The sequence below is a fragment of the Cobetia sp. Ld8 genome, from assembly GCF_045066615.1.
Lineage (GTDB): Bacteria > Pseudomonadota > Gammaproteobacteria > Pseudomonadales > Halomonadaceae > Cobetia > Cobetia amphilecti.
Window position 1 is genome coordinate 726,075 of the sequence record NZ_JBISHF010000008.1, and the last position, 21,973, is coordinate 748,047.

Below are 21,973 nucleotides of genomic sequence, written 5' to 3' on the forward strand. Positions count from 1 at the left end.
TGACGGGTAGCGGCCAATGCCAAGGTAGTGACGGACCCGATGGACTCACAGGATACTTCTCAACAGTACGCTCCCGATCAGATCGAACAGGCTGCCCAGCAGTACTGGGAGAAAAATCAGTGTTTCAAGGCGGTGGAAGATGCCAACCGCGAGAAGTTCTACTGCCTGTCGATGTTCCCCTACCCCAGCGGCAAGCTGCACATGGGTCACGTGCGCAACTACACCATCGGTGACGTGATCTCGCGCTTCCAGCGCATGCAGGGCAAGAACGTCATGCAGCCGATGGGCTGGGACGCCTTCGGCCTGCCGGCGGAAAACGCCGCGATGAAGAACAACGTCGCGCCGGGCAAGTGGACCCACGAGAACATCGCCTACATGCGCGATCAGCTCAAGGCGCTGGGCTTCGCCTACGACTGGAGCCGTGAGTTCGCCACCTGCGACCTGGAATACTATCGCTGGGAGCAGTGGTTCTTCGCCAAGCTGGTCGAGAAGGGTGTCGTCTACAAGAAGAGTTCCATCGTCAACTGGGACCCGGCGGACCAGACCGTGCTCGCCAATGAGCAGGTCATCGACGGCCGTGGCTGGCGTTCCGGCGCGCTGATCGAGCGCAAGGAAATCCCGCAGTGGTTCCTGCGCATCACCGATTACGCCGAAGAGCTGCTGGCCGACCTCGACAAGGTCGAGTGGCCGGAACAGGTCAAGACCATGCAGCGCAACTGGATCGGCAAGTCGCGCGGTGTCGAGCTGAGCTTCGGCCTCGATGCCAAGGCCAGCCAGGTGCAGGAATCCCTGACCGTCTTCACCACCCGTCCGGACACCCTGATGGGCGTGACCTACGTCGGCGTCGCCGCCGCTCACCCGCTGGCCAAGGCCGCGGCGGAGCACAATGCGGAGCTGGCCGAGTTCAACGCCGAGTGCGCGCGTGGCGGCACCAGCGAAGCCGACATGGCGACCATGGAAAAACGCGGCATGGATACCGGCTTCAAGGCCATCCACCCGCTGACCGGCCGTGAAGTGCCGGTCTTCGTCGCCAACTTCGTGCTGATGGAATACGGCACCGGTGCCGTGATGGCCGTGCCGGCCCACGACGAGCGTGACCACGAATTCGCCACCAAGTACGACCTGCCGATCGAAGCCGTGATCGCCGATGCCGACGGCAATGCGCCCGACGTCAGCGAAGCCGCCTTCACCGAGCACGGCGTGCTGATCAACTCCGGTGACTTCAATGGCCTCGACTTCGAGAGCGCCTTCGATGCCATCGCCGCGCGCCTGGTCGAGCAGGGCCGTGGAGAGGTCAAGACCAACTTCCGACTGCGCGACTGGGGCGTCTCCCGTCAGCGCTACTGGGGCGCGCCGATCCCGGTCAAGAATGGCCCGAATGGCGAATCCATCCCGCTGACCGACGACGAACTGCCTGTCGCCCTGCCGCTGGAAGTCGAATTCGACGCCTCCGGTGGCTCGCCGATCAAGAAGATGCCGTCCTTCAGTGACCTGGGCGATGGCTGGCAGCGCGAGACCGATACCTTCGACACCTTCATGGAGTCCTCCTGGTACTACGCGCGCTTCTGCTGTGCGGACAACGCCGATGCCATGCTGGACGAGCGCGCCAACTACTGGCTGCCGGTCGATTACTACATCGGTGGCATCGAGCACGCCATCCTGCACCTGCTCTACTCGCGCTTCTTCCACAAGCTGATGCGTGACTTCGGCCTGGTCGACAGCGACGAGCCGTTCAAGCAGCTGCTGACCCAGGGCATGGTGATCGCGGACACCTACTACCGCATCAACGCCAAGGGCGGCCGCGACTGGTTCAACCCGCTGGACGTGGACGTCGAGACCGACGACAAGGGCCGCGCCATCAAGGCCGTGCTGAAGTCTGATGGTCTGCCGGTGGAAATCGGTGGCACCGAGAAGATGTCCAAGTCCAAGAACAACGGCGTGGACCCGCAGTCGATGATCGACCGCTTCGGCGCCGACACCGTGCGCCTGTTCATGATGTTCGCCGCGCCGCCTGAGCAGTCGCTGGAATGGTCCGATTCCGGTGTCGAGGGCGCACACCGCTTCGTCAAGCGCGTCTGGCGTCTGGTCCACGAGCATGTCGCCGCCGGCACTCCGGGCGCGCTGGACGTGACTGCCCTGAACGATGATCAGAAGGCGCTGCGTCGCAAGACACACGAGACCATCGCCAAGTGCAGCGACGACATCGGCCGCCGCACCACCTTCAACACCGCCATCGCGGCCGTGATGGAGCTGGTCAACGCCATCAGCCGCTTCGAGGACACCTCCGAGCAGGGCCTGGCCGTCAGCCGTGAAGCCGTCGAGGCCTGCGTGCTGCTGCTGTCGCCGATCATCCCGCATGCCAGCCACTCGCTGTGGGCGACACTGGGCCACGACGAAGCCGTGATCGACGCCAGCTGGCCGGCCGCCGATGCCGAGGCGATGAAGAAGGACAGCATCGAGCTGGTCGTGCAGGTCAACGGCAAGCTGCGTGCGCGTCTGTCCTTCGCCGCCGATGCCGATCGCGATGCCATCGAAACCGCGGCGCTGGCAGATGCCAATGTCACCAAGCACACCGATGGCAAGACGGTGCGCAAGGTGATCGTGGTGCCGGGCAAGCTGGTCAATATCGTCGCCAACTGATAGCGACCCGACCAGATCGAGCAAGATACCGGCGGCCAGGGTCGCCGGTCCCGTCAGAGCCCGACAGGCAGCTGGAAGGATGTCGGTCTCTGACGGCCATATTCCGTGCGCTGCGTGATGCTGACAGGCACCACGCAGCGCTCTCGCAAGATATTCATGACACTCGTTCATGACAGGAGGTCACGGTGACGCAAGCGAAGTCTTCCAGTGTTTCAGCAGACACATCAAAGCATGCATCCCGCGGCCTCGGCCGCCGTCGTGTGCTGGCCGCCCTCGGCGTCGGCCTGGCGCTGACACTGAGCGGCTGCGGCTTCCAGCTGCGCGGCGTGAACGATGCGCCGATGGCCATCACCGAGCTGGACGTCCAGGCACCGATCACCAAGACCCACGACGCCCTGCGCGACGCCCTCGAGCGTGCCGACGTCCAGTTGAGCGACAGCGCCCCGCTGACCCTCAACCTGGGCAAGGTCAGTGAGAACGTGCAGCAGATCACCTACGGCGATGCCGGCAGCATCAAGCGTGAGCTGACCTATCGCCTGATCTACTCGCTGCAGCGCAAATCCGATGGGGCCTACCTGGCCAACCAGCAGGAGCTGCAGGCCAGCAGCCTCTACTACACCAACGATGACGACCTGCTCAACACCGATGACCTGCGTGAGCGCGCGGCCAAGGAAGTCAATCGTGACCTGAGCCGTCAGTTGCTGGAGCGCCTGCGCGCAATCAAGCCCTGAGCTTCACGCTTTCGCACTGAGGCGCCCCGTTCGTGAGTCATGAATCGTGATCCATGAGTGCTGAAAGGCCAGACGATTGACGACAAGACGATTGATGACAGGCGAAGCCGAGAGAAGTGGAAGGAAGCAGGCAGCAGTTGGTAGAGATTGGAAGTCGCAATGTTCGCCAGGCACGGCTCCACGATATCGGGCAACCGATCATCATGGGGCCGTGCCTGTTCAGGGCCACCATCACGCCGGGGCTAGCACCCTGCTCGTGACTGGCCGCCCGAGCCTTTAGGCGCACTTGCCCACCAGACCCGCGCAGTATCGAAGGACATTCATGAAGGTCTATCCCGACAAGCTCGACGAGCAGCTCAACAAGCGCCTGTCTCCCGTCTATATCGTGGCCGGTGATGAGCCGCTGATTCACCAGGAAAGCTGCGACGCCATCCGGCGTGCGGCGCGCGCTGCCGGTGTCGAGGAGCGCGAGGTACTGCATGTCGAGAACGGCTTTCAGTGGGGCCGTTTGACCGAATCTGCCGCCAGCATGTCACTGTTCGCCTCGCGCAAGCTGATCGAGCTGCGCATGGGCACCCAGAGTGCCGGCCAGGAAGGCAGCAAGGTCCTCAAGGCCTACGCCGAGCGCATCGAGAAGGATGGCGACATCCTGCTGATCACCGCAGCGCGCCTCGACCGCAAGGTGCAGCAGACGGCGTGGTTCAAGGCATTGGAGAAGGTCGGCGTCTTCATCGCGGTGTGGCCGGTGGACCATTCCCGCCTCGGCTTCTGGATTCGCGATCGCGCCCGTCGTCACGGCCTCGAGCTGAATCAGGACGCCGCCCGCCTGCTGGCCGAGCGCATCGAGGGCAACCTGCTGGCCGCGGATCAGGAGCTGCAGAAGCTGGCGTTGCTGCACCCGCCAGGCGCACGCCTGGATGGCAATGCCATCGTCCAGGGCGTCGAGGACAATGCCCGCTATGATGTCTTCACGCTGGCCGATGCGTGTCTGAAGGGGGAAGTCGAGCGCAGTGGTCGCATCGTGCTCGGGCTGCGAGGAGAAGGCGTCGAGCCGCCGGTGATCCTGTGGGCGCTGACCCGCGAGCTGCGCACCCTGCTCTCGCTGCGCCAGCACCTCGATCAAGGCCAGAGCTTCGAGCATGCCTGCAAGGCGCAGAAGCCGATGATCTTCGACAAGCGTCGCCCCTTCTATCAACAGGCGCTCAATCGCCTGCCCCACAAGCGCCTGCACAAGCTGCTGCTGTTCTCGCAGCGACTCGACATGGCGATCAAGGGGGGGATGACGCTGCCCATCTGGGACGGGATGGTCGATCTCGCCCTGACGCTTGCCGGCGGACGCGGCCCACTGGCCGAACTGCCTCACGCCTACAAGGTGGTGTGACTCAGACACCCGGGAGAACGCATGCAGACTTCCCCCAGCACGCTTGGCGAAGCCGTCGACGTCGAGACCCTGCGGCGGTGGCTCGCCGAGGACAATACCCTGACAGTGGAAGTTCAGACGCTGGATCAGGGGCTTCATGTGGTCCGCCTGCATCATGCCGCTGGCATCAGTCGTCTGGTCGATGACAGCGGCCAGTCCCTGCGTTTCACCGGCACCCAGTGGATCAGTCGCCTGCTGTTGCCGCTGGGGCTGACCCACGGCGTGCAGACCTGGGCGGAAGTACAGGATGAGATGATCGGCCTGCCCACGACGCCGATCGACAATGCCAGCCTGCTGGCCCATGGCACGCGCGTGGCCTTCCAGACCCGCTAGACGCTGCGCGCCTTCTCTCGTGTCTTTCTCTTCGGCTCCCCTCTTGTCTTTCTTCGCCAATCATCAAGACGCCCCCACCAGCAGGCTGATGGGGGCGTCTTGTCATTCGGCTTCTGTGCCTTATGCGGCTTTTCGGCTTATACAAGTGATGCCGCGTCACTCAACTGCGCCCTGCAAGCGTGGCAACTCTTCGCTCAGTGCGCCGCATCCGCCTTGGACTTCACGAACGCCTTGTAGCCATAAAGCTTGCGCGGGTTGTCTCGGAAGATCTTCTCGCGCATCTCGCGCTCCGGCAACCAGCGCTGCATCAGCTCGGCCAGGGTGTCCTCTTCCGGCATCTCGACGCCGATATAGGGATGCGGCCAGTCACTGCCCCACACCACGCGCTCCGGATTGGCCGCCACCAGCGCCCGCACCAGCGCCGTGACATCGGAGTAAGGCAAGCGACCACGCGTGGTCAGCCGGTAAGGCGCCGACAGCTTGACCCAGGTGCGCCCCTGCTTGAGCAGTCGACACAGCGCGGCAAAGCCGGGGCATTCAGGGCCACGCGTGGCCGCCAGATGGCCCATGTGATCGATCACCACCGGCACCGGCAAGCTGCCGAGGCGCGCCTCCATGTCACGGAAGGTCGAGACATCGATCAGACATTCCAGGTGCCACTTGAAGCGTGCCAGGCGATCCGCCAGCAGCACCACATCACGCCAGCGCAACCCACCGGCGAAGATCAGGTTGAGGCGAACGCCACAGACTCCCAGCTCGGAGAGCCGCTCAAGCTCGGCATCACTGATGTCGGGCGTGACAACCGCCACGCCTCGGTAATCCAGCCCACGCTCACGACAGCTCTGCAGGCTGTCGCACAGCAGGCGATTGTCATAGCCATAGACACTGGGCTGTATCAGCACGCCGTGGCTGGCGCCCAGTGCATGATGCATCTCGAGTGCTTCATTGAGCCCCACGGGGGCCGGGTCATAGGTTCTGTCCGCCGCCAATGGGTAACGCACCGGGTCACCAAACAGGTGAAGGTGACAATCAATACTGCCCGCCGGCAACCGGAAGGTCAGGGGGTGTGGCAAGGGTCTGGGCGGCGTGGCGCGCGGCAGATCCTGCTCGACATGATTCCAGTCCATCGATGCGACTCCCTCGCGTAACCTCAATCATCAAGCCCGGGGCGACGTGACGCTCGATCGCCCACTGCCACGATACTGCGCCGCCCTTCGCGTTTCCAGACAAAAGCCTGCCGACGAAAAAGCGGCATGTCCGAAGACATGCCGCTTGAGGTATCAGGCGAGGCCTGATCGCTTATCGAAGACGCTGACCGAAGGCGCTGACGCTCAGTCGAGGCGCTCGAACACGGTCGCGACGCCCTGGCCCATGCCGATGCACATGGTCGCCAGACCCAGGCGCGTGTTCTGCTGCTTCATGACGTTGAGCAGCGTGGTGCAGATACGCGAGCCGGAACAGCCCAACGGGTGGCCCAGTGCGATGGCGCCGCCGTTGAGGTTGACCGCCGTATCGACACGCTCCAGGAGGCCAAGGTCCTTGAGTACCGGAATCGACTGCGCCGCGAAGGCCTCATTGAGCTCGACGGTCTGGATGTCCTCGATGGTCAGGCCTGCCGCCTTGAGCGCCTGCTTGGAGGCCGGCACCGGCCCGTAACCCATGATGGAGGCGTCACAGCCTGCCACGCCAGTAGAGAGCACGCGAGCGATGGGCTTGAGGCCCAGCGCTTCGGCGCGCTCGGCACTCATCACCGCCATGCCCGAGGCGCCCACCGACAGCGCGGAGGAGGTACCCGCCGTCACGCTGCCGCCCTTGGGATCGAACACCGGCTTGAGGTTGCCCATGGATTCCATGCTGGCATCGCCACGGATGACCTCATCGCGGGTCACCATCACGCGACGCCCCTCGGCATCATGGCCCTCGACGCCGATGATCTCGTCATCGAAGCGACCTTCATCGGCGGCGGCCTGGGCACGCTGGTGAGAGCGCACGCCGAACTCATCCTGCTGCTCACGACTCACGCCATGCATCTTGCCGAGCAGTTCCGCGGTCAGGCCCATCATCATCGCCGCCTTGGCCGCGTGCTTGCTGGCCGCCGGGTTGACGTCGACCCCGTGTGCCATCGGCACGTGCTCCATGTGCTCGACACCGCCGATGATATAGAAGTCACCCATGCCGGCCTTGATGTTGGCGGTGGCGATATGCAGGGCGCTCATCGAGGAGCCACACAGGCGGTTGACCGTCTGCGCCGGTACGGTGCGCGGAATGCCGGTCATGATGGCGGCGTTGCGCGCGATGTTCATGGACTGCTCCAGGGTCTGGTTGACGCAGCCCCAGATGATATCGTCGACCTCGGCCGGCACCAGGCCGGGATTGCGATCGAACAGCGCCTGCATCACCGCGGCGGACAGATTCTCGGCACGCACGTGCCGGAAGGCGCCATTCTTGGCCTTGGCCATGGCGGTACGCACGCCATCGACGATTACCACATCTCTCGGATTCAGATTCATTGTCTGGCTCCCTCATGGCCCTCGCTGTCGCGAGGGCCGAAAATTCTGGTCGGATAGTGCTGGCGGCCACTCGGGCGCTCAGCCATCAAAGGCTCAGGAGTAGAAGGCTTCGCCACGCTTGGCGCGCTCGCGCAGCGCCTCGGTCGGGCGATACAGCGGCCCCAGCTCATCGGCCAGGCTGTCGGCCAGCGCGACGAACTCGGCCACGCCCATGGCATCGACATAGCGCAGCGCGCCACCACGGAACGGCGGGAAACCGATGCCGTAGATCAAGGCCATGTCGGCCTCGGCCGGGCTGCCGACGATGTCGTCTTCCAGGCAGCGGATGGTTTCCATGCACAGCGGCACCATCATGCGCGCGATGATGTCTTCATCGGAGAACTCGCGCGTCTCGCTGACGACCTGGGCCACCAGCGCCTGAGCCTCATCATCCGCCAGCTTCTTCGGCTTGCCCTTGCGGTCTTCCTCGTAGCGGTAGAAGCCCAGATCGTTCTTCTGGCCGAGGCGCTGGTTGTCGTACATCACCTGGATGGCGGTCTTGCCGTCACGCGCCATGCGGTCCGGGAAGCCTTCCGCCATCACGGCATTGGCGTGCACCGCGGTATCCATGCCGACCACATCCAGCAGGTAGGCCGGGCCCATCGGCCAGCCGAACTTCTCCATCACCTTGTCGACGCGCTGATAGTCGGCGCCCTTCTCGACCAGCAGGCTGAAGCCACCGAAGTAGGGGAACAGCACGCGGTTGACCAGAAAGCCCGGGCAGTCGTTGACGACGATCGGCGTCTTGCCCATCTGGCGGGCATAGGCGACGGTCGCGGCGATGGCCGCATCGCTGGACTTCTCGCCACGGATGACCTCGACCAGCGGCATGCGGTGCACCGGGTTGAAGAAGTGCATGCCGCAGAAGTTCTCGGGACGCTTGAGCGACTCGGCCAGCCGCGTGATGGAGATGGTCGAGGTGTTGGAGGTCAGGATGGCGTCCTCGGCGACGTTGTCCTCGAGCTCGGCCAGCACCGAGGCCTTCACCTTGGGATTCTCGACCACCGCCTCGACGACCAGGTCCACATTGCCGAAGTCACCGTAGGACAGCGTCGGGCGGATGTTGGACAGGCCCTGCGCCATCTTCTCGGTGGTCAGCTTGCCGCGCTCGACGCCCTTGCCGAACAGCTTGCGAGCCTCCTTCAGGCCCAGTTCGATGGCCTCGCCGTTGATGTCCTTCATCAGGATCGGCGTGCCCTTGCTGGCGCTCTGATAGGCGATGCCGCCGCCCATGATGCCGGCCCCCAGCACGGCGGCCTGCTTGATCTCGCTGGCCTGCTTCTCGTAGCCCTTGGCCTTCTTCTTGACCACCTGGTCGTTCATGAACAGGCCGACCAGATTGAAGGCCACGTCGGTCAGCGCCATCCTGGCGAAGGTCTTGGCCTCGATGGCCTGGGCACGCTCACGCGATTCCCCCGCGCCCTTCTGGATGACCTTGATGGCCTCCACCGGCGCCGGATAGTGCGGACCGGCCTTGCCGGCCACGAAGCCCTTGGCGGTCTCGAAGGCCATCATCTGCTCGATGGCATTGAGCTTGAGTGGCGAGGTCTTCTCGAGACGACGCGCCTGATAGTCCAGCTCGCCGGCATTGGCACGCGCCAGAATGTCGAGTGCCGCCGCGTCCAGCTCGGACACCGGCAGGACGGCATCGACGGCGCCCACTGCCAGCGCCTTGTCGGCACGGTTCTCGGTGCCACCACAGATCCACTCGATGGCGTTGTCCGCCCCGATCAGACGCGGCAGGCGCACACAGCCCGCCCAGCCCGGGATGATGCCGAGCTTGGTTTCCGGCAGGCCGATCCTGGCGCTGTCGGCCATGACCCGGAAATCGGTGGTCAGGGTGATCTCGCAGCCGCCGCCCAGCGCCAGCCCATTGATGGCAGTGACGGTGGGGAACGGCAGGTCCTCGATGGCATTGAAGATGCCATGGATGTTCATGTTCATGTCGATGAGGAAGGCTTCATCCTTCTCGAACATCTGATGGAACTCGGTGATGTCGGCACCGACCACGAACGCTTCCTTGGCGGAGCGGATGACCAGCCCCTTGAGATCGGCCGTCGCCTTGATGGCCTCGACCGCCTCTCCCAGCTCCTTGAGTACGTAGCTGGCCAGCTTGTTGACCGATTCGCCTTCAAGATCGAGGGTCAACAGGGCGATGGCGTCCTGATTGGCCTCGACGGTTAGCGTTTTGCCTGAATAGATCATCCACGGATCTCCACAAGAGAAAGAGGTGAAGGGGCTGCCCGGCGCTCGAGGGTCACTGCCATTTGGGCGTGGGCCATGAGGGCGCTGGCAACCGGCCTCGCCGGACTCGCCGCTGGCAGAGGCACCGCGCGAGAGTCATCTCTCATCACAGCGCTTCATACAAGCGTTTGAATACAGCCAGCTTGGGCCAGTGACGGGCAAAGATCAAGCCTGCGGACATTAGCGAAAGGTCGGGGGTCACGGGCCGTCTGTATACTGGCCCGGGCTGACTGGCGCACGCCATCGACAGCCGATGTAGGCAAAGATCGACGCTACACCGCACAAGGCAGCCGCGTTACCCTGAACGCTTTCCCAACCCGCAGGCTGGCCGCGACACCTCCTCGCGCGCCAGCAGGCTTTCAAAGGCCTCATCGATATCATGCTTTCATGAGCAGCACTCTCACCGCCCTGTATCTGCGCCTGACCGGCCTTGTCGAACGCACCAAGCGCTGGCACTGGCTATGGCCGCCCATCGGCTTCGCCGCCGGCATCTGCAGTTTCTTCCTCGTCAATCGTCAGCAATGGCTGGGCGGCATGCTGGCGCTGGGCATGATGCTGGCCTGGTTGATCCTGATCGCCGAAGGCCTGTGGAGCCGTCTGCGCCGCCATCGCGGCCAGAATGCCCTGCCCCGCAAGCTGGCGACCTTCGTGGCCCAGCTGATCCAGCAGGAGACACTGTGTTTCACGCTGCCGTTCTTCCTGGCGACCACCGACTGGGCCAGCGGCCAGGCGGGCTTCACGCTGCTGCTGTGCGGCGCGACCCTGCTGTCGATTCTCGATCCCTTCTACTACCGGCTGGCCGAGCGCCATCGCTGGCTGTACTTCGGCTTCCACGCCCTGTGCGTGTTCGTGGTGGTACTGGTCACCCTGCCCCTGCTGCTGGAACTGACCACGGGTGAGAGCCTGCTGGCCGCCTGTGCCGCCATGAGCCTGTTCGCGCTGCCCAGCGTTGCCAACCTGCGCATCGCGCGTGGGGTGGTCGGCGGGCTGGCGATGATCGGCATCAGCGTGATGCTCGGGGTAGGCGCATGGGGGGCACGCGCCTGGATTCCGCCCGCCACGCTGTGGATCAATGCCAGCAGCCTGTCGCCGGACTTCGATACCGCGGCGCGCGCACCGCGTGGCGAGATGCAGCTGACGCCTGCGCAACTCTCCGCCCGAGGTCTCTACGCCTTCACGGCCATCCGCGCGCCGCGCGGCCTGTCGGAGAAGGTCTATCACGTCTGGCGGCATGACGGCGAAGTCGTCGATCGCATCGCCCTGAACATCAACGGCGGGCGCAGCGAAGGCTACCGCGCCTGGACGCACAAGACCGCCTTCCCGCAGGGCAGCGAGGGCGAGTGGCGCATCGATGTCGAGACGATGAACGGACAGCGCATCGGCAGTCTGCGCTTCGTGGTCAGCGATGATCCGCAGCTGGCGACCCTGGCCGACAGCACCATCAGCCAGCCACCCGGCATCCCCGGCTGGCGTATCACCAACCTGATTCCGGGTTTGTGACAGTCGCCATCATGAGTCACTTTGCAAGCGGGAACGCTGAGTTACTCGACCTTGGACGTAAAATTCGTTCGCAGGCTTGTAATTATCCAGACTGCCTAGCATGCTGATGTGAAGGGCGGCGCGCACAAGGAATCAGTCTCATTCAGGTTTGAGTGATGCTGGACGCGCGCCAATGACAAAAGCCCCTTCACATTTGCACTCAGCGGACGACCTATCCATGCATGAAGATATCGGACTCAAGCTTTCCCGCCTGCCGCGCCTGTGGCGCGCCATTCTGGACCAGCGACTGTCCCCACTAGGGCTGACCCAGACTCGCTGGATGACGCTGGTACACCTGTGGCGCATGGGCGATGGTCAGCCCCAATGTGATCTGGCTCGCTCCATCGGTATCGAAGCCCCGTCGCTGGTTCGCACCCTGGACCAACTGACCGAACAGGGCCTGGTCGAGCGCCGTGCCTGTGAGGAAGACCGCCGCACCAAGCGCATCTTCCTGACCCGCAAGGCGCTGCCATTGATCGAGAAGATCGATGCCATCGCCGAGCAGACTCGCATCGAGATGCTCGAGGGCCTGAGCGAGGCGCAGGTCGATCAATTCTGTGAATGCCTGCGCGTCATGGAGCGCAATGGCCTGGAAATCTCCGAGAAGGTGCCGGAGAGCGCCTGAGCCTACACGCAGACCGGAAATGGCCGGCCGCGCCAGCAGGACATGAGCGCAAGCGGGACATGAAAAAGCCCCCATCGAGTGACTCGATGGGGGCTTTTTTCTGCAGGCGGGCAGGCTGCGCGTGTCAGGGGTCCGGCATCTTCGGCTCGGTGCCCACCAGCGGACGACGCTTGTGCGAGATAGGCGCCTTGTCGATCAACAACGCATGCAAGGCCTCGAATTCGCGCCGCCAGTCGTGGCAGCTCTCCACATCCAGACTCTCGCCCCACCACAGCGTCAGACCGGAGAGCGACGACTCCAGCATCAGGGCATCCTCCGGCAGCGTGCGCGTGAAGCGCAGCAGCGCTGCGGCGACATCAGGGTCATCCGCCAGGCGACTCTCTTCGCGCCAGCGATAGCCCGGCACCGCCTCACGCAGGGCATCACTGGCCCATTCATCCTGCACCAGAATGAAGGGCGTGACATCGCGCTCGGTCGGCCAGGGGCGGCGGTAACCGACGATGCCCTTGGGCGCGTCAGAAAGGGCTGGCGGCTTCAGGTCCACCCGCATGCCATCGGCGATCACCGACTTGCGGACCAGTGAAGTGCGCGTCTCGCGTTTGCTGGGGCGTAACCAGGTCAGCGGCGACAGCATCGCCAGCACGACAAAAATGATGATCAGCGCAGTCGTCATCGTCTATCCAACGGTTGTCTATTCAAGGGTTTCATCAAGCAGGACGTGGCGTGAAAGCGCAGGATAGGCTATGCAGCCCCGCAGAGTTGCGTATCACGCACTGCCATTACGTTGATGTAAGTCATTGTGTTCAAGGGGGCGGCAAGCCTAGCATGGAAGCAGGTGCACGACGCCACTCGAATGGCCAACCTCTGCGGGAGGACCTCAGGATGAGCAACGAATACAAGCATGTACTGGTCGCTGTCGACCTGACCAAGGATTCCCATCTGGTGCTGGAGCGGGCACTGCCGATCGCCAAGCGCAACGGCGCCAAGATTTCCATCATCCATACGCTGGAACCGCTGGGTTTTGCCTATGGCGGTGACATCCCGATGGACCTGACCAGCATCCAGGACCAGCTGGATTCCCACGCCCGTGAACGGCTTGGCGAGATCGCCTCCCCTCATGATATCGCCGCCGAAGACCAGTACGTGGTGGTCGGCATGCCGGACAGCGAGATTCATCGCTTCGCGGCCGAACACGACGTGGACCTGATCGTGGTCGGCTCACATGGTCGCCATGGCTTTGCGCTGCTGCTGGGCTCTACCTCCACGGGTGTCCTGCACGGTGCCCAGTGTGACGTGCTGGCGGTGCGCGTCGGCGCGGATGACAGCGAGGAATGATGGCGGCCGGCTAGACGACACCTCATGCCAGACGACACCTCACGTCGATGACATGTGAGGGACGACAAGAGGGCTGCCCATGGGCAGCCCTCTTGTGTGTTCAGCTGACGGGCTTTCTGCGCCGCACGGCCCTCAAGCATCGTCACTCATGACCGTCACTTTCGGCTTCAGCCTTCCTGCATGGCCTCAAGCTCCATCCAGCGCTCCATCGTCTCTTCCAGCACCTGCTGCTTGTGGCTGAGCTTCTCCAGCGTGTTCTTCACCGTCTTGGCATCCCCGGTGTAGAACTCCGGCGCCGCGATCTCGGCTTCCAGCGTCGCGATCTCCGCTTCCAGCTTCTCGATGGTCGCCGGAATCAGGTCCAGCTCGCGCTGGAACTTGTAGGGCAGCTTGACCTTCTTGTTGGCCTGCTGCGCCTGGGCGGCCTCACGCTTGCGGCGCTCGTCTTCTGCCTGGGCATCACGACGGTGCTTTTCCTCACGCTCACGCTCGACTTCCCACGGCGCCGGCGGCAGATGCCCGCCCTGACGTATCCAGTCGCTGTAGCCCCCGACATACGGCTTGACGACCCCGTCGCCCTCGAAGGCGAGGATGTTGGTGACCACATTGTCCATGAAGGCACGGTCGTGGGAAACCAGCAGCACGGTGCCGTCGAAGTCGAGCAACAGCTCCTCGAGCAGCTCCAGCGTCTCGACATCCAGGTCGTTGGTCGGCTCATCGAGCACCAGCACGTTGGCTGGCATAGTGAACAGACGCGCCAGCAGCAGGCGGTTGGACTCGCCCCCTGACAGCGAACGTACCGGCTGACGCGCGCGGTCCGGCGTGAACAGGAAGTTCTGCAGGTAGCTCATCACGTGCATGTCGCGCCCGCCGACCGTGACACGGTCGCTGCCGCGCGCCACGTTGTCGTAGACGGTGGCTTCCATGTCGAGGCCCTTGCGCAGCTGATCGAAGTAGGCGATCTGCAGCTTGGTGCCTTCGATGCGCTTGCCTTCGCTGGCTTCCAGCTGACCGAGCAGAATGTGCAGCAGCGTGGTCTTGCCCGCGCCGTTGCGCCCGAGCAGGCCGACCTTGTCGCCGCGCTGGATCTCGACGCTCAAGTCACGGATGACCCACTGCTCCTGCGCCTTATCGTAGCGATAGCTGACGTTCTCCAGCTCCACGACCCGCTTGCCGCTGCGCTCGGCGGAGTCGACGGCGATACGCGCACGGCCCTGCACTTCACGCCGCTGGCCACGCTCGGCACGCATCTTCTCCAGCGCACGCACACGGCCTTCATTGCGGGTACGACGCGCCTTGACCCCCTGGCGGATCCAGGTCTCTTCCTGGGCCAGTTTCTTGTCGAACTCGGAGTTCTCCTTGGCCTCGACATCCATCTCGTGCTGCTTCTGGGCCTGGTAGGCCGCGTAATCGCCCGGGTAACGCCCGAGACGGCCACGGTCCAGCTCCAGAATCTGGGTCGCGAGGCGCTTCAGGAAGGCCCTGTCGTGGGTGATGAACAGCACGGCACCGGAGAAGGCCGCGACCTGCTCTTCCAGCCAGGCGATGGTATCGAGATCCAGATGGTTGGTCGGCTCATCGAGCAGCAGCAAGTCCGGGTCGGAGACCAGCGCACGCGCCAGTGCGACACGACGGCGCCAGCCGCCGGACAGGTCTTCCATCATGGTGTCTTCCGGCAGGCCCAGGCGGGTCAGCACGGTATCGATACGCTGCTGGAACTGCCAGCCATCGACGCTTTCCAGCGCGACCTGCACATGCTCGAGACGCTTGAGGTCCGGCTCGGGGTCGCTGATCAGGTGATGATATTCCGCCAGCAGCGCGCCCGCCTTCGGCAGGCCTTCAGCGACGATATCGAAGATGGTGCGTCCTTCGGCGGCCGGCAAGTCCTGCGAGAGCACGCCGATCTTGAGGCCCGGTGCCTTCCACAGCTCACCGGCATCGGCCTGGAATTCGCCGGTGATCAGCTTGAGCAGGGTCGACTTGCCGGTGCCGTTGCGGCCGACGAGCGCCAGACGCTCGCCGCGCTCGACGACAAGGTCCGCCCCGTTGAGCAAGACGTGATGGCCATAGGCCAGCTGAAGATTTTCCAGTCGTAACAATGCCATGTGCAGCAGCAACTCGTGACGGGTCCACGGCCGGGAAGGCCACGGAGGAAGTGGGAGTCAGGCGGACAGGCCGCCGCCAGCGACGCGCGCCGGAGAATGCTGCCATTCTACCCGAGGCGCAGCGTGCAGGCGATGGAAGACGCCGCAAGGGCTGAAAGACGCCGGCGCCTTGGGTAGAATGGCCGACCGCTTGAAATCACGTCACGTGCCCTGCACTGCCAAGGCCCGCCTGTCATGCAGCGCTATCGAGTGCCAGGCCGACGGGCTATTGCCCGACCTTGCGCTGTCACGTGTCTTCTCCCTCCCCGCGATCCCAAGGGTGTCCGATGTCCGCGCTTCCCCCGCATGCCGATCCTGCCTCCCTGCCCTACTATGATAGCGAGCGGCTGTCCGACGAGACGCTTGCCGCCTTGTGTGACGACCTTGAACTCGGCGAGGCCGATATCGCGGCCGCGCTGACGCTGCTGGCACCGGAGCTGCGTTTCGCCAGCCCCTCTGCGCTGGTCGACATCGGCGTCAATCTGACGCATGAGAGCTACGCGCGCGACGTCGAGGGCACCTTGCTGCGAGCACGCGCGGCGGGCGTCAGCCAGCAGATCCTGACCGGCACCAGCCTGGATGGCTCGCGTGAGGCCCAGGCGCTGGCGGCACGCTATCGTGGCCTTTCTGCCACCGCCGGTGTGCATCCGCATGATGCCAGCCAGTGGAACGATGGCGTCGAACGCGGCATCCGAGAGCTACTGACGCAGCCAGAGGTCGTCGCGGTGGGGGAATGTGGCCTCGACTTCAATCGCAACTTCTCGACCCCCGCCGAACAGGCCCGGGCGTTCGAAGCGCAGCTGACGCTGGCCGCCGAGACAGGCCTGCCGCTGTTTCTGCATGAACGTGACGCCGGTCGCCAGATGCTCGAGATGCTCAAGCACTGGCGCGACGATATCAGTCACGCCGTCGTGCACTGTTTCACCGGTGAGCGCGAGACGCTCTACGGCTATCTCGATCTCGACCTGCACATCGGGCTGACCGGCTGGCTGTGTGATGAGCGCCGAGGCGAACACCTGCGCAGCCTGTGCCGCGAGATTCCACTCGAGCGTCTGATGCTGGAAACCGATTGCCCCTATCTGGTACCGCGCAATCTGCCCGCCAAGCTCAAGGGGCGCCGTCATGAACCCTCACTGCTGGTGTGGATCATGGCGGAGGTCGCGGCGCTGCGCGGTATCGACATGGAAGAACTCGCACAGGCTACCACCGCCACTGCCACACGCTTCTTCCGCCTGTAATCGGCATCAACGACTTTCCCTGCACGCTTCCCTGCTCTGGACATCACCATGCACGAATATGAACCCGAAACAGGGGACTTCCCCGCCTTCATCGCCGTCGAGACCGGCGAGGACTCCAGTCTGCCGCTGGCCATCGCCTGGGCGCTGCCCGATGGCCAGATGAAGCATGTACTGATCCAGCCGGACGACGAATGGCTGGATGGCGAGATGCTGGAGCTGGGCGACTACAGCCTGGACGACCTGCGCAGCTTCGGCGTCAGCCCCCTCGATGTGCTCAAGGAGCTGGAGCAGGACTACTACCAGACCACGCTCTATACCACCGGCGTCATGGATGACGAGCAGGCACTGGCCCGCCTGTTCGACGCCTACAACATGGACCCCTTCATCGAGTTCGCGCCGGCGGAAGGCCTCTACCCTGAGCTTGCCCCGGGTGACTGGGCGCGCGAGCGCAACAACATGCTGTTCGAACAGGGCCTGCAGCCTTTCCGTCCGGACAACGAGGTGCTGGTGATGCTGGCCATCCATACCCGCCTGCGCGGTGATGGCGTGCGTGGCGAGCAAGACATCCAGGGCACTGGCCCGGATTACGAGATCGACTGGGAAGAAGACGTCTGATCAGACGCTCCTGCTCCTGACACGCAAACGCCCCGACAACCGCAAGGTTGTCGGGGCGCTTCTGTTCAAGCCTTGGCCTCTACGACGCGGCTCAGCCGTTGGAGCGGCCGCCACCGTTGCCACCGCTGGAGCGATTGCGGCCACCACGTGAGCGGCGACGCGGACGCTCATCATTGCTCGGCGCATTCGGCGCACGGTTGCCGTTCACCTCCGGCTGCGGCGCGACGCGATTGCCATCGACTTCACGCTGCACCGGTGCACGGTTGCCGCGGTTGTCATCATCGACACGTGCGGTCTGCTGAGGCTGACCACCAGTGCGCTGGCCGCCCGAGCGCGCGCCGCCAGAACGCTGGCCGCCATTGCCACGACCTTCACCGGCAGGCTTGCCGCCAGTGCGCTGGCCGCCAGAACGCTGGCCGCCATTGCCACGGCCTTCACCGGCAGGCTTGCTGCCAGTACGCTGGCCGCCAGAACGCTGGCCGCCATTGCCACGGCCTTCACCGGCAGGCTTGCCGCCAGTACGCTGGCCACCCGAGCGCTGACCACCACGCGGCTGACGCGGCTCACGTTCCGGCTCGACATCGACTTCCGGCACGAAACCTTCCACTTCGACGCGCTTGAGCTTGCCCTTGAGCAGACGCTCGATGCCGCCGAGTTCCTTGCGCTCATCGCTGGAGACCAGCGAGATGGCACGCCCACTGGCGCCGGCACGGCCGGTACGCCCGATACGGTGCACGTAGTCTTCCGGCACGTTGGGCAGTTCGTAGTTCACGACCTGCGGCAACTGCTCGATATCCAGACCACGCGCCGCGATGTCCGTCGCGACCAGCACGCGCACTTCGCCGTTCTTGAAGCCGGCCAGTGCCTTGGTACGCGCATTCTGGCTCTTGTTGCCGTGAATCGCCGCGGCACTGATGCCGGACTTCTCGAGCTTGGTCGCCAGACGGTTGGCACCGTGCTTGGTACGGGTGAAGACCAGCACCTGGTGCCAGTTTTCCTTGATGATCAGGTGCTTGAGCAGCGAAGGCTTGTGGCTCTTCTCCACGGTGTGGATATGCTGCTCGACCTTCTCGGCCGTGGTGTTGCGCGGGCTGGCTTCCACCGCCACCGGGTCATTCAGCAGCTTGTTGGCCATGCCGCGAATCTCATCGGAGAAGGTCGCGGAGAACAGCAGCGTCTGACGCTTGGTCGGCAGCAGCTTGAGCAGACGGCGGATGTCGTGGATGAAGCCCATGTCCAGCATGCGGTCCGCTTCATCCAGCACCAGCGTCTCGAGATCGGAGAAATCGATGGCCTTCTGGGAGTGCAGGTCCAGCAGACGGCCCGGCGTGGCGGTCAGGATCTCGACGCCAGAGGACAGTCGGCTGATCTGCGGGTTGATCTTCACGCCACCGAATACCACGGCATTGCGCAGCTTCAGGTGACGGGAATAGGCAGTGACGTTCTCGTCAATCTGCGCGGCCAGTTCACGCGTGGGCGTGACGATCAGGGCCTTGATCTTGCGGGCACCCGCGGGAGCGCTCGGCGAGAGGCGCTCGACCAGCGGCAGGGCGAAACCGGCAGTCTTGCCGGTACCGGTGCGCGCGGCAGCCATCACATCACGGCCTTCCAGCACGGCAGGAATCGCACCTGCCTGGACGGGAGACGGCGTGGAATAGCCCATCTCGGCGATCGCTTTCAGGACAGGAGCGGACAGCCCCAGGGAGGCAAACGCCGGGACGGAATTGGCAGTAGTCTCAGTCATCAATATCTCTTCGGCTGACCGGCCACGTGCTGGTCGATCATTAAGGAATGGCGCCTGGCCGGGCACGTGCCGGGAGAGGGAGCGAGGCGTATCAGGCGCAGAGAAGAAAGAGTCGGTCAGAGGGACCTCATCAGGCTGCTGCCAGTCGCTCGCGTCAGGCGATGGCCCAGTCTACCATCTTCCGCCGTCGCCTGCAGAAACGCGCATCCGATGGGCTCAATGCCAGTGCAGCGGATAGCGACGATGACGCGCCAGATTGTTGATCAACACCGCCAGCACCAGCATCGCCAAGCAGCCAAGCCCCACCGGCAACAGGGCGTACCAGTAGCCCAGCTCGTGCAGCGGCTGACCGCCGATCACCGCGATCAAGGCCGTGGCGCCACCCGGCGGGTGCAGGGTGTGCGTCAGCTGCATGACCAACAGTGCCACCGAGACCGCCATGGCCGCCGCCAGCCAGCCATCGCCCAGCCAGTGATAGCAGGCGACACCGACCAGTGCCGACAGCATGTTGCCGCCCAGCACATTGCGCGGCTGAGCCAGCGGACTGTGCGGCGCGCCGTAGAGCAGCACCGAGGTCGCGCCGAAGGACCCCACCAGCAACAGCGAGCTGACCGCCAGGTAGTGCGAGGACAGCCAGCCGATCAGCGCCATGCCCAGAAAGGCCCCGAGCCACGACCACAGGGCATCGGCAACATGCGGCCTGCCCCGCTTCAGGGGGCCACCACGCATCTTGGCTACGTAAGGCTTGAGCATCGTGCGAACCATCTCCGGCGTTGTCCTGTCAGTGTCGAGCGCTGCACCCTAGGCGATCTCCACACGAGGAACAACTCTCATATGGCAATAAGCTGATGCCGACGCTGTCTTCATCATGACTCGCTGCGCGAGGCCACGATGGTGCGCGAGATCACGATCACCGGCAGGATGCCGACCACCACGATCACCAGCGCCGGCAACGCCGCCTGCTCGAGCATTTCATCCGAGGCGTACTGATAGACGTGGGTGGCGAGCGTGTCGAAGTTGAAGGGCCGCAGCAGCAAGGTGGCCGGCAGCTCCTTCATGGCATCGACGAACACCACCAGCGCCGCGGTCAGCAAGCCGGGGCGGATCAAGGGCAGGTGCACCCGGCGCAGTGTCGAGAAGGTGTTCTCGCCCAGCGAGCGCGCCGCCATGTCCATCGAGGGCGTGACCTTGTCGAGGCTCGATTCGATGGAACCCGCGGCGATGGCGAGGAAGCGCACCACGTAGGCGATGATGATCGCGCCCATCGTCCCCGTCAGCAGCAGGCCGCTGGAGAACCCGAAGTTGGCGCGCAGGAAGCTGTCCAGCGCGTTGTCGAAACCGGACAGCGGCACCAGCACGCCCAGCCCCAGCACGGCGCCCGGCATGGCATAACCGAGACTCGAGAGCTTGAGCGCCTGCTGTACGCTGGCGGTGCGATCCAGCCGCTTGGCGTAGGCCAGCAGCACCCCGATGATCAGCGTCAACACGGCAGCACTCACCGACAGCATCAGGCTATTGAGCGCGTAACCGGCGAAGTCCGGCGTCCACGACTCCTCGAAGTAGCGAATGGCATGCCGCGTCAGCAGGCCTACCGGCAACAGGAAGCCGAACAGCAGCGGCAGCAGGCAGGCCAGTGTCGCCAGTCCGGCGCGCCAGCCATGCAGGGTCGGGCGACGATAGCGACGATAGCGATCGCCCTTGCCGAACTGACGCTGCCGGCGCCGGGCATGCCGCTCCAGCCAGATCAGCGTGACCACGAAGATCATCAGGCACAGCGCGATCTGGGCCGCACCGCGCAGGCTGCCCATGTTGAGCCACACATTGAAGATGCCGGCGGTCAGCGAACGCACCGCGAAGTAATCGACGGTGCCGAAGTCGTTGAGCGCCTCCATCATCGCCAGCGCCAGTCCGACGGCGATCGCCGGGCGTGCACTGGGCAGCGCCACGCGCCAGAAGCTCTGCCAGCCATTGCAGCCCAGGGTGCGGCTGGCATCGCGCAATGACGGCGATTGATCGAGAAATGCCGAGCGCGCCAGCATGAAGACATACGGAAACAGCACCAGCGACAGCATCAGGATGGCGCCGCCCAGACTGCGTATCTCGGGGAAGTAGTAATCCTGCGGCGAGTCCCAGCCGAACAGCGCACGCAGCGCGCCCTGGAAGGGCCCGGCATACTCGAAGACATCGGTGTAGATGTAGGCGATGACGTTGGCGGGAATCGCGAACGGCAGCAGCAACGACCACTCGAAGGTACGCCGCAGCGGGAACTGATACATGGTGGTCAGCCACGCCGACACCACGCCCATGCTGCCGCTGAGCACCGCCACGCCGGCCACCAGCGCCAGACTCGTCATGACGTAGTCAGGCAGCACGGTGGAGACGAGGTGCGGCCAGATGCCGTCACCGGCCTGATCACTGCCATCATCGCCGAACAACGCCAGCCAGATGACGGCCAGCACCGGCATCACCACCAGCGCGGCGACCCCCCAGGCCGTCGCGAACCACCCCATGTGCGTGCCCAGGCGCCGCTGACGGCGTCTTATCGCCGCGTCTTCGGCGACTGACGTGCTGTGAGTCGCGCGCTCCAGGGCGAGCTCCGTCGCGCTGGTTGCCGTGCAGGCTTCCTCTTCAAGGCTCGCACCTCGCTTTGCCAACAGCCGCTTGCCTTGCGTCATCTGTTCTTCCTCACTGACCTGCCAACTGCAATTGCGTCTATTTTACATTGTTCACTCAAACGAAGAGGGGCTGTCGCATCGCGACAGCCCCTCTTCGTTCATGACATCCCACCCGATGGCTTACGCCAGCGGTGAGTGCCG

Annotated in this window: 16 protein-coding genes and 1 pseudogene; 9 read left to right on the forward strand and 8 right to left on the reverse strand. The window is 64.3% G+C overall.

Annotated features, from left to right (window positions below):
• Positions 1-39: 39 nt before the first annotated feature.
• The 4 genes from leuS (at position 40) to ACJJV2_RS14105 (ending at position 5,124) form a co-directional block, all read left to right on the forward strand.
• Positions 40-2,640: a leucine--tRNA ligase gene (leuS, locus tag ACJJV2_RS14090; protein ID WP_405281805.1), complete on the forward strand. Its 2,601-nt coding sequence runs from the start codon at positions 40-42 to the stop codon at positions 2,638-2,640.
• A gap of 185 nt (positions 2,641-2,825) precedes the next feature.
• Positions 2,826-3,371 carry an LPS assembly lipoprotein LptE gene (gene lptE, locus ACJJV2_RS14095; RefSeq protein ID WP_405281808.1) on the forward strand — a complete coding sequence of 182 codons (546 nt, stop codon included), beginning with the start codon at positions 2,826-2,828 and terminating at the stop codon, positions 3,369-3,371.
• Positions 3,372-3,693: 322 nt separating this feature from the next.
• Positions 3,694-4,752, forward strand: coding sequence for a DNA polymerase III subunit delta (gene holA / locus ACJJV2_RS14100; RefSeq protein ID WP_043335288.1), 1,059 nt, complete (start codon positions 3,694-3,696; stop codon positions 4,750-4,752).
• Between the two features lie 21 nt (positions 4,753-4,773).
• Positions 4,774-5,124: a DUF6482 family protein gene (locus ACJJV2_RS14105; RefSeq protein WP_405281811.1), complete on the forward strand. Its 351-nt coding sequence runs from the start codon at positions 4,774-4,776 to the stop codon at positions 5,122-5,124.
• A 194-nt stretch (positions 5,125-5,318) separates the two neighbouring features.
• Here the strand turns inward: ACJJV2_RS14105 and ACJJV2_RS14110 are convergent, their stop codons facing one another.
• From ACJJV2_RS14110 to fadB, 3 genes are all read right to left on the reverse strand, one after another.
• Complete coding sequence (locus tag ACJJV2_RS14110) at positions 5,319-6,251, reverse strand: amidohydrolase (RefSeq protein WP_107335475.1); 933 nt, start codon at positions 6,249-6,251, stop codon at positions 5,319-5,321.
• Between the two features lie 204 nt (positions 6,252-6,455).
• The gene (fadA, locus tag ACJJV2_RS14115) at positions 6,456-7,634 is read right to left on the reverse strand and encodes an acetyl-CoA C-acyltransferase FadA (protein ID WP_043335293.1); all 1,179 of its coding nucleotides are present in this window, start codon (positions 7,632-7,634) and stop codon (positions 6,456-6,458) included.
• A 93-nt stretch (positions 7,635-7,727) separates the two neighbouring features.
• Positions 7,728-9,878 carry a fatty acid oxidation complex subunit alpha FadB gene (gene fadB / locus ACJJV2_RS14120; protein WP_405281816.1) on the reverse strand — a complete coding sequence of 717 codons (2,151 nt, stop codon included), beginning with the start codon at positions 9,876-9,878 and terminating at the stop codon, positions 7,728-7,730.
• A gap of 426 nt (positions 9,879-10,304) precedes the next feature.
• Here fadB and ACJJV2_RS14125 point away from each other — a divergent pair, with 426 nt between their 5' ends.
• The gene (locus ACJJV2_RS14125) at positions 10,305-11,417 is read left to right on the forward strand and encodes a DUF5924 family protein (protein ID WP_192838300.1); all 1,113 of its coding nucleotides are present in this window, start codon (positions 10,305-10,307) and stop codon (positions 11,415-11,417) included.
• Between the two features lie 217 nt (positions 11,418-11,634).
• Positions 11,635-12,081 (forward strand): transcriptional regulator SlyA, encoded by a 447-nt coding sequence (slyA, locus tag ACJJV2_RS14130; protein WP_043335305.1) that lies wholly within the window; start codon positions 11,635-11,637, stop codon positions 12,079-12,081.
• 124 nt (positions 12,082-12,205) lie between these two features.
• Here the strand turns inward: slyA and ACJJV2_RS14135 are convergent, their stop codons facing one another.
• Positions 12,206-12,754, reverse strand: coding sequence for a preprotein translocase subunit YajC (locus ACJJV2_RS14135; RefSeq protein WP_405281821.1), 549 nt, complete (start codon positions 12,752-12,754; stop codon positions 12,206-12,208).
• Positions 12,755-12,963: 209 nt separating this feature from the next.
• On the opposite strand from ACJJV2_RS14135, the gene ACJJV2_RS14140 reads away from it, so the two are divergent.
• Positions 12,964-13,416, forward strand: a complete 453-nt coding sequence (locus tag ACJJV2_RS14140; RefSeq protein WP_043335309.1) for a universal stress protein — start codon at positions 12,964-12,966, stop codon at positions 13,414-13,416.
• Positions 13,417-13,583: 167 nt separating this feature from the next.
• Here ACJJV2_RS14140 and ACJJV2_RS14145 read toward each other — a convergent pair whose 3' ends face one another.
• Positions 13,584-15,521: an ATP-binding cassette domain-containing protein gene (locus ACJJV2_RS14145; protein ID WP_405281823.1), complete on the reverse strand. Its 1,938-nt coding sequence runs from the start codon at positions 15,519-15,521 to the stop codon at positions 13,584-13,586.
• A 326-nt stretch (positions 15,522-15,847) separates the two neighbouring features.
• Here ACJJV2_RS14145 and ACJJV2_RS14150 point away from each other — a divergent pair, with 326 nt between their 5' ends.
• Both ACJJV2_RS14150 and ACJJV2_RS14155 read left to right on the forward strand, forming a co-directional pair.
• The gene (locus ACJJV2_RS14150) at positions 15,848-16,798 is read left to right on the forward strand and encodes a TatD family hydrolase (RefSeq protein WP_405281826.1); all 951 of its coding nucleotides are present in this window, start codon (positions 15,848-15,850) and stop codon (positions 16,796-16,798) included.
• Between the two features lie 48 nt (positions 16,799-16,846).
• Positions 16,847-17,413, forward strand: coding sequence for a hypothetical protein (locus tag ACJJV2_RS14155; RefSeq protein ID WP_225347560.1), 567 nt, complete (start codon positions 16,847-16,849; stop codon positions 17,411-17,413).
• 376 nt (positions 17,414-17,789) lie between these two features.
• Here ACJJV2_RS14155 and ACJJV2_RS14160 read toward each other — a convergent pair.
• From ACJJV2_RS14160 to ACJJV2_RS14170, 3 genes and pseudogenes are all read right to left on the reverse strand, one after another.
• Positions 17,790-19,157: pseudogene (locus tag ACJJV2_RS14160) on the reverse strand (DEAD/DEAH box helicase); the annotation flags it as partial.
• A gap of 216 nt (positions 19,158-19,373) precedes the next feature.
• Positions 19,374-19,910 carry an HPP family protein gene (locus tag ACJJV2_RS14165; RefSeq protein ID WP_043335366.1) on the reverse strand — a complete coding sequence of 179 codons (537 nt, stop codon included), beginning with the start codon at positions 19,908-19,910 and terminating at the stop codon, positions 19,374-19,376.
• A gap of 113 nt (positions 19,911-20,023) precedes the next feature.
• Positions 20,024-21,832, reverse strand: coding sequence for an iron ABC transporter permease (locus tag ACJJV2_RS14170; protein WP_284727430.1), 1,809 nt, complete (start codon positions 21,830-21,832; stop codon positions 20,024-20,026).
• Positions 21,833-21,973: the final 141 nt, after the last annotated feature.

Coding starts and splice junctions, on each gene's coding strand:
- fadA (WP_043335293.1), bottom strand. CDS start 7,634: ATGAATCTGAATCCGAGAGATGTGGTAATCGTCGATGGCGTGCGTACC.
- ACJJV2_RS14140 (WP_043335309.1), top strand. CDS start 12,964: ATGAGCAACGAATACAAGCATGTACTGGTCGCTGTCGACCTGACCAAG.
- ACJJV2_RS14135 (WP_405281821.1), bottom strand. CDS start 12,754: ATGACGACTGCGCTGATCATCATTTTTGTCGTGCTGGCGATGCTGTCG.
- ACJJV2_RS14105 (WP_405281811.1), top strand. CDS start 4,774: ATGCAGACTTCCCCCAGCACGCTTGGCGAAGCCGTCGACGTCGAGACC.
- ACJJV2_RS14110 (WP_107335475.1), bottom strand. CDS start 6,251: ATGGACTGGAATCATGTCGAGCAGGATCTGCCGCGCGCCACGCCGCCC.
- fadB (WP_405281816.1), bottom strand. CDS start 9,878: ATGATCTATTCAGGCAAAACGCTAACCGTCGAGGCCAATCAGGACGCC.
- slyA (WP_043335305.1), top strand. CDS start 11,635: ATGCATGAAGATATCGGACTCAAGCTTTCCCGCCTGCCGCGCCTGTGG.
- ACJJV2_RS14170 (WP_284727430.1), bottom strand. CDS start 21,832: ATGACGCAAGGCAAGCGGCTGTTGGCAAAGCGAGGTGCGAGCCTTGAA.
- ACJJV2_RS14165 (WP_043335366.1), bottom strand. CDS start 19,910: ATGCTCAAGCCTTACGTAGCCAAGATGCGTGGTGGCCCCCTGAAGCGG.
- ACJJV2_RS14155 (WP_225347560.1), top strand. CDS start 16,847: ATGCACGAATATGAACCCGAAACAGGGGACTTCCCCGCCTTCATCGCC.
- ACJJV2_RS14150 (WP_405281826.1), top strand. CDS start 15,848: ATGTCCGCGCTTCCCCCGCATGCCGATCCTGCCTCCCTGCCCTACTAT.
- holA (WP_043335288.1), top strand. CDS start 3,694: ATGAAGGTCTATCCCGACAAGCTCGACGAGCAGCTCAACAAGCGCCTG.
- ACJJV2_RS14145 (WP_405281823.1), bottom strand. CDS start 15,521: ATGGCATTGTTACGACTGGAAAATCTTCAGCTGGCCTATGGCCATCAC.
- leuS (WP_405281805.1), top strand. CDS start 40: ATGGACTCACAGGATACTTCTCAACAGTACGCTCCCGATCAGATCGAA.
- ACJJV2_RS14125 (WP_192838300.1), top strand. CDS start 10,305: ATGAGCAGCACTCTCACCGCCCTGTATCTGCGCCTGACCGGCCTTGTC.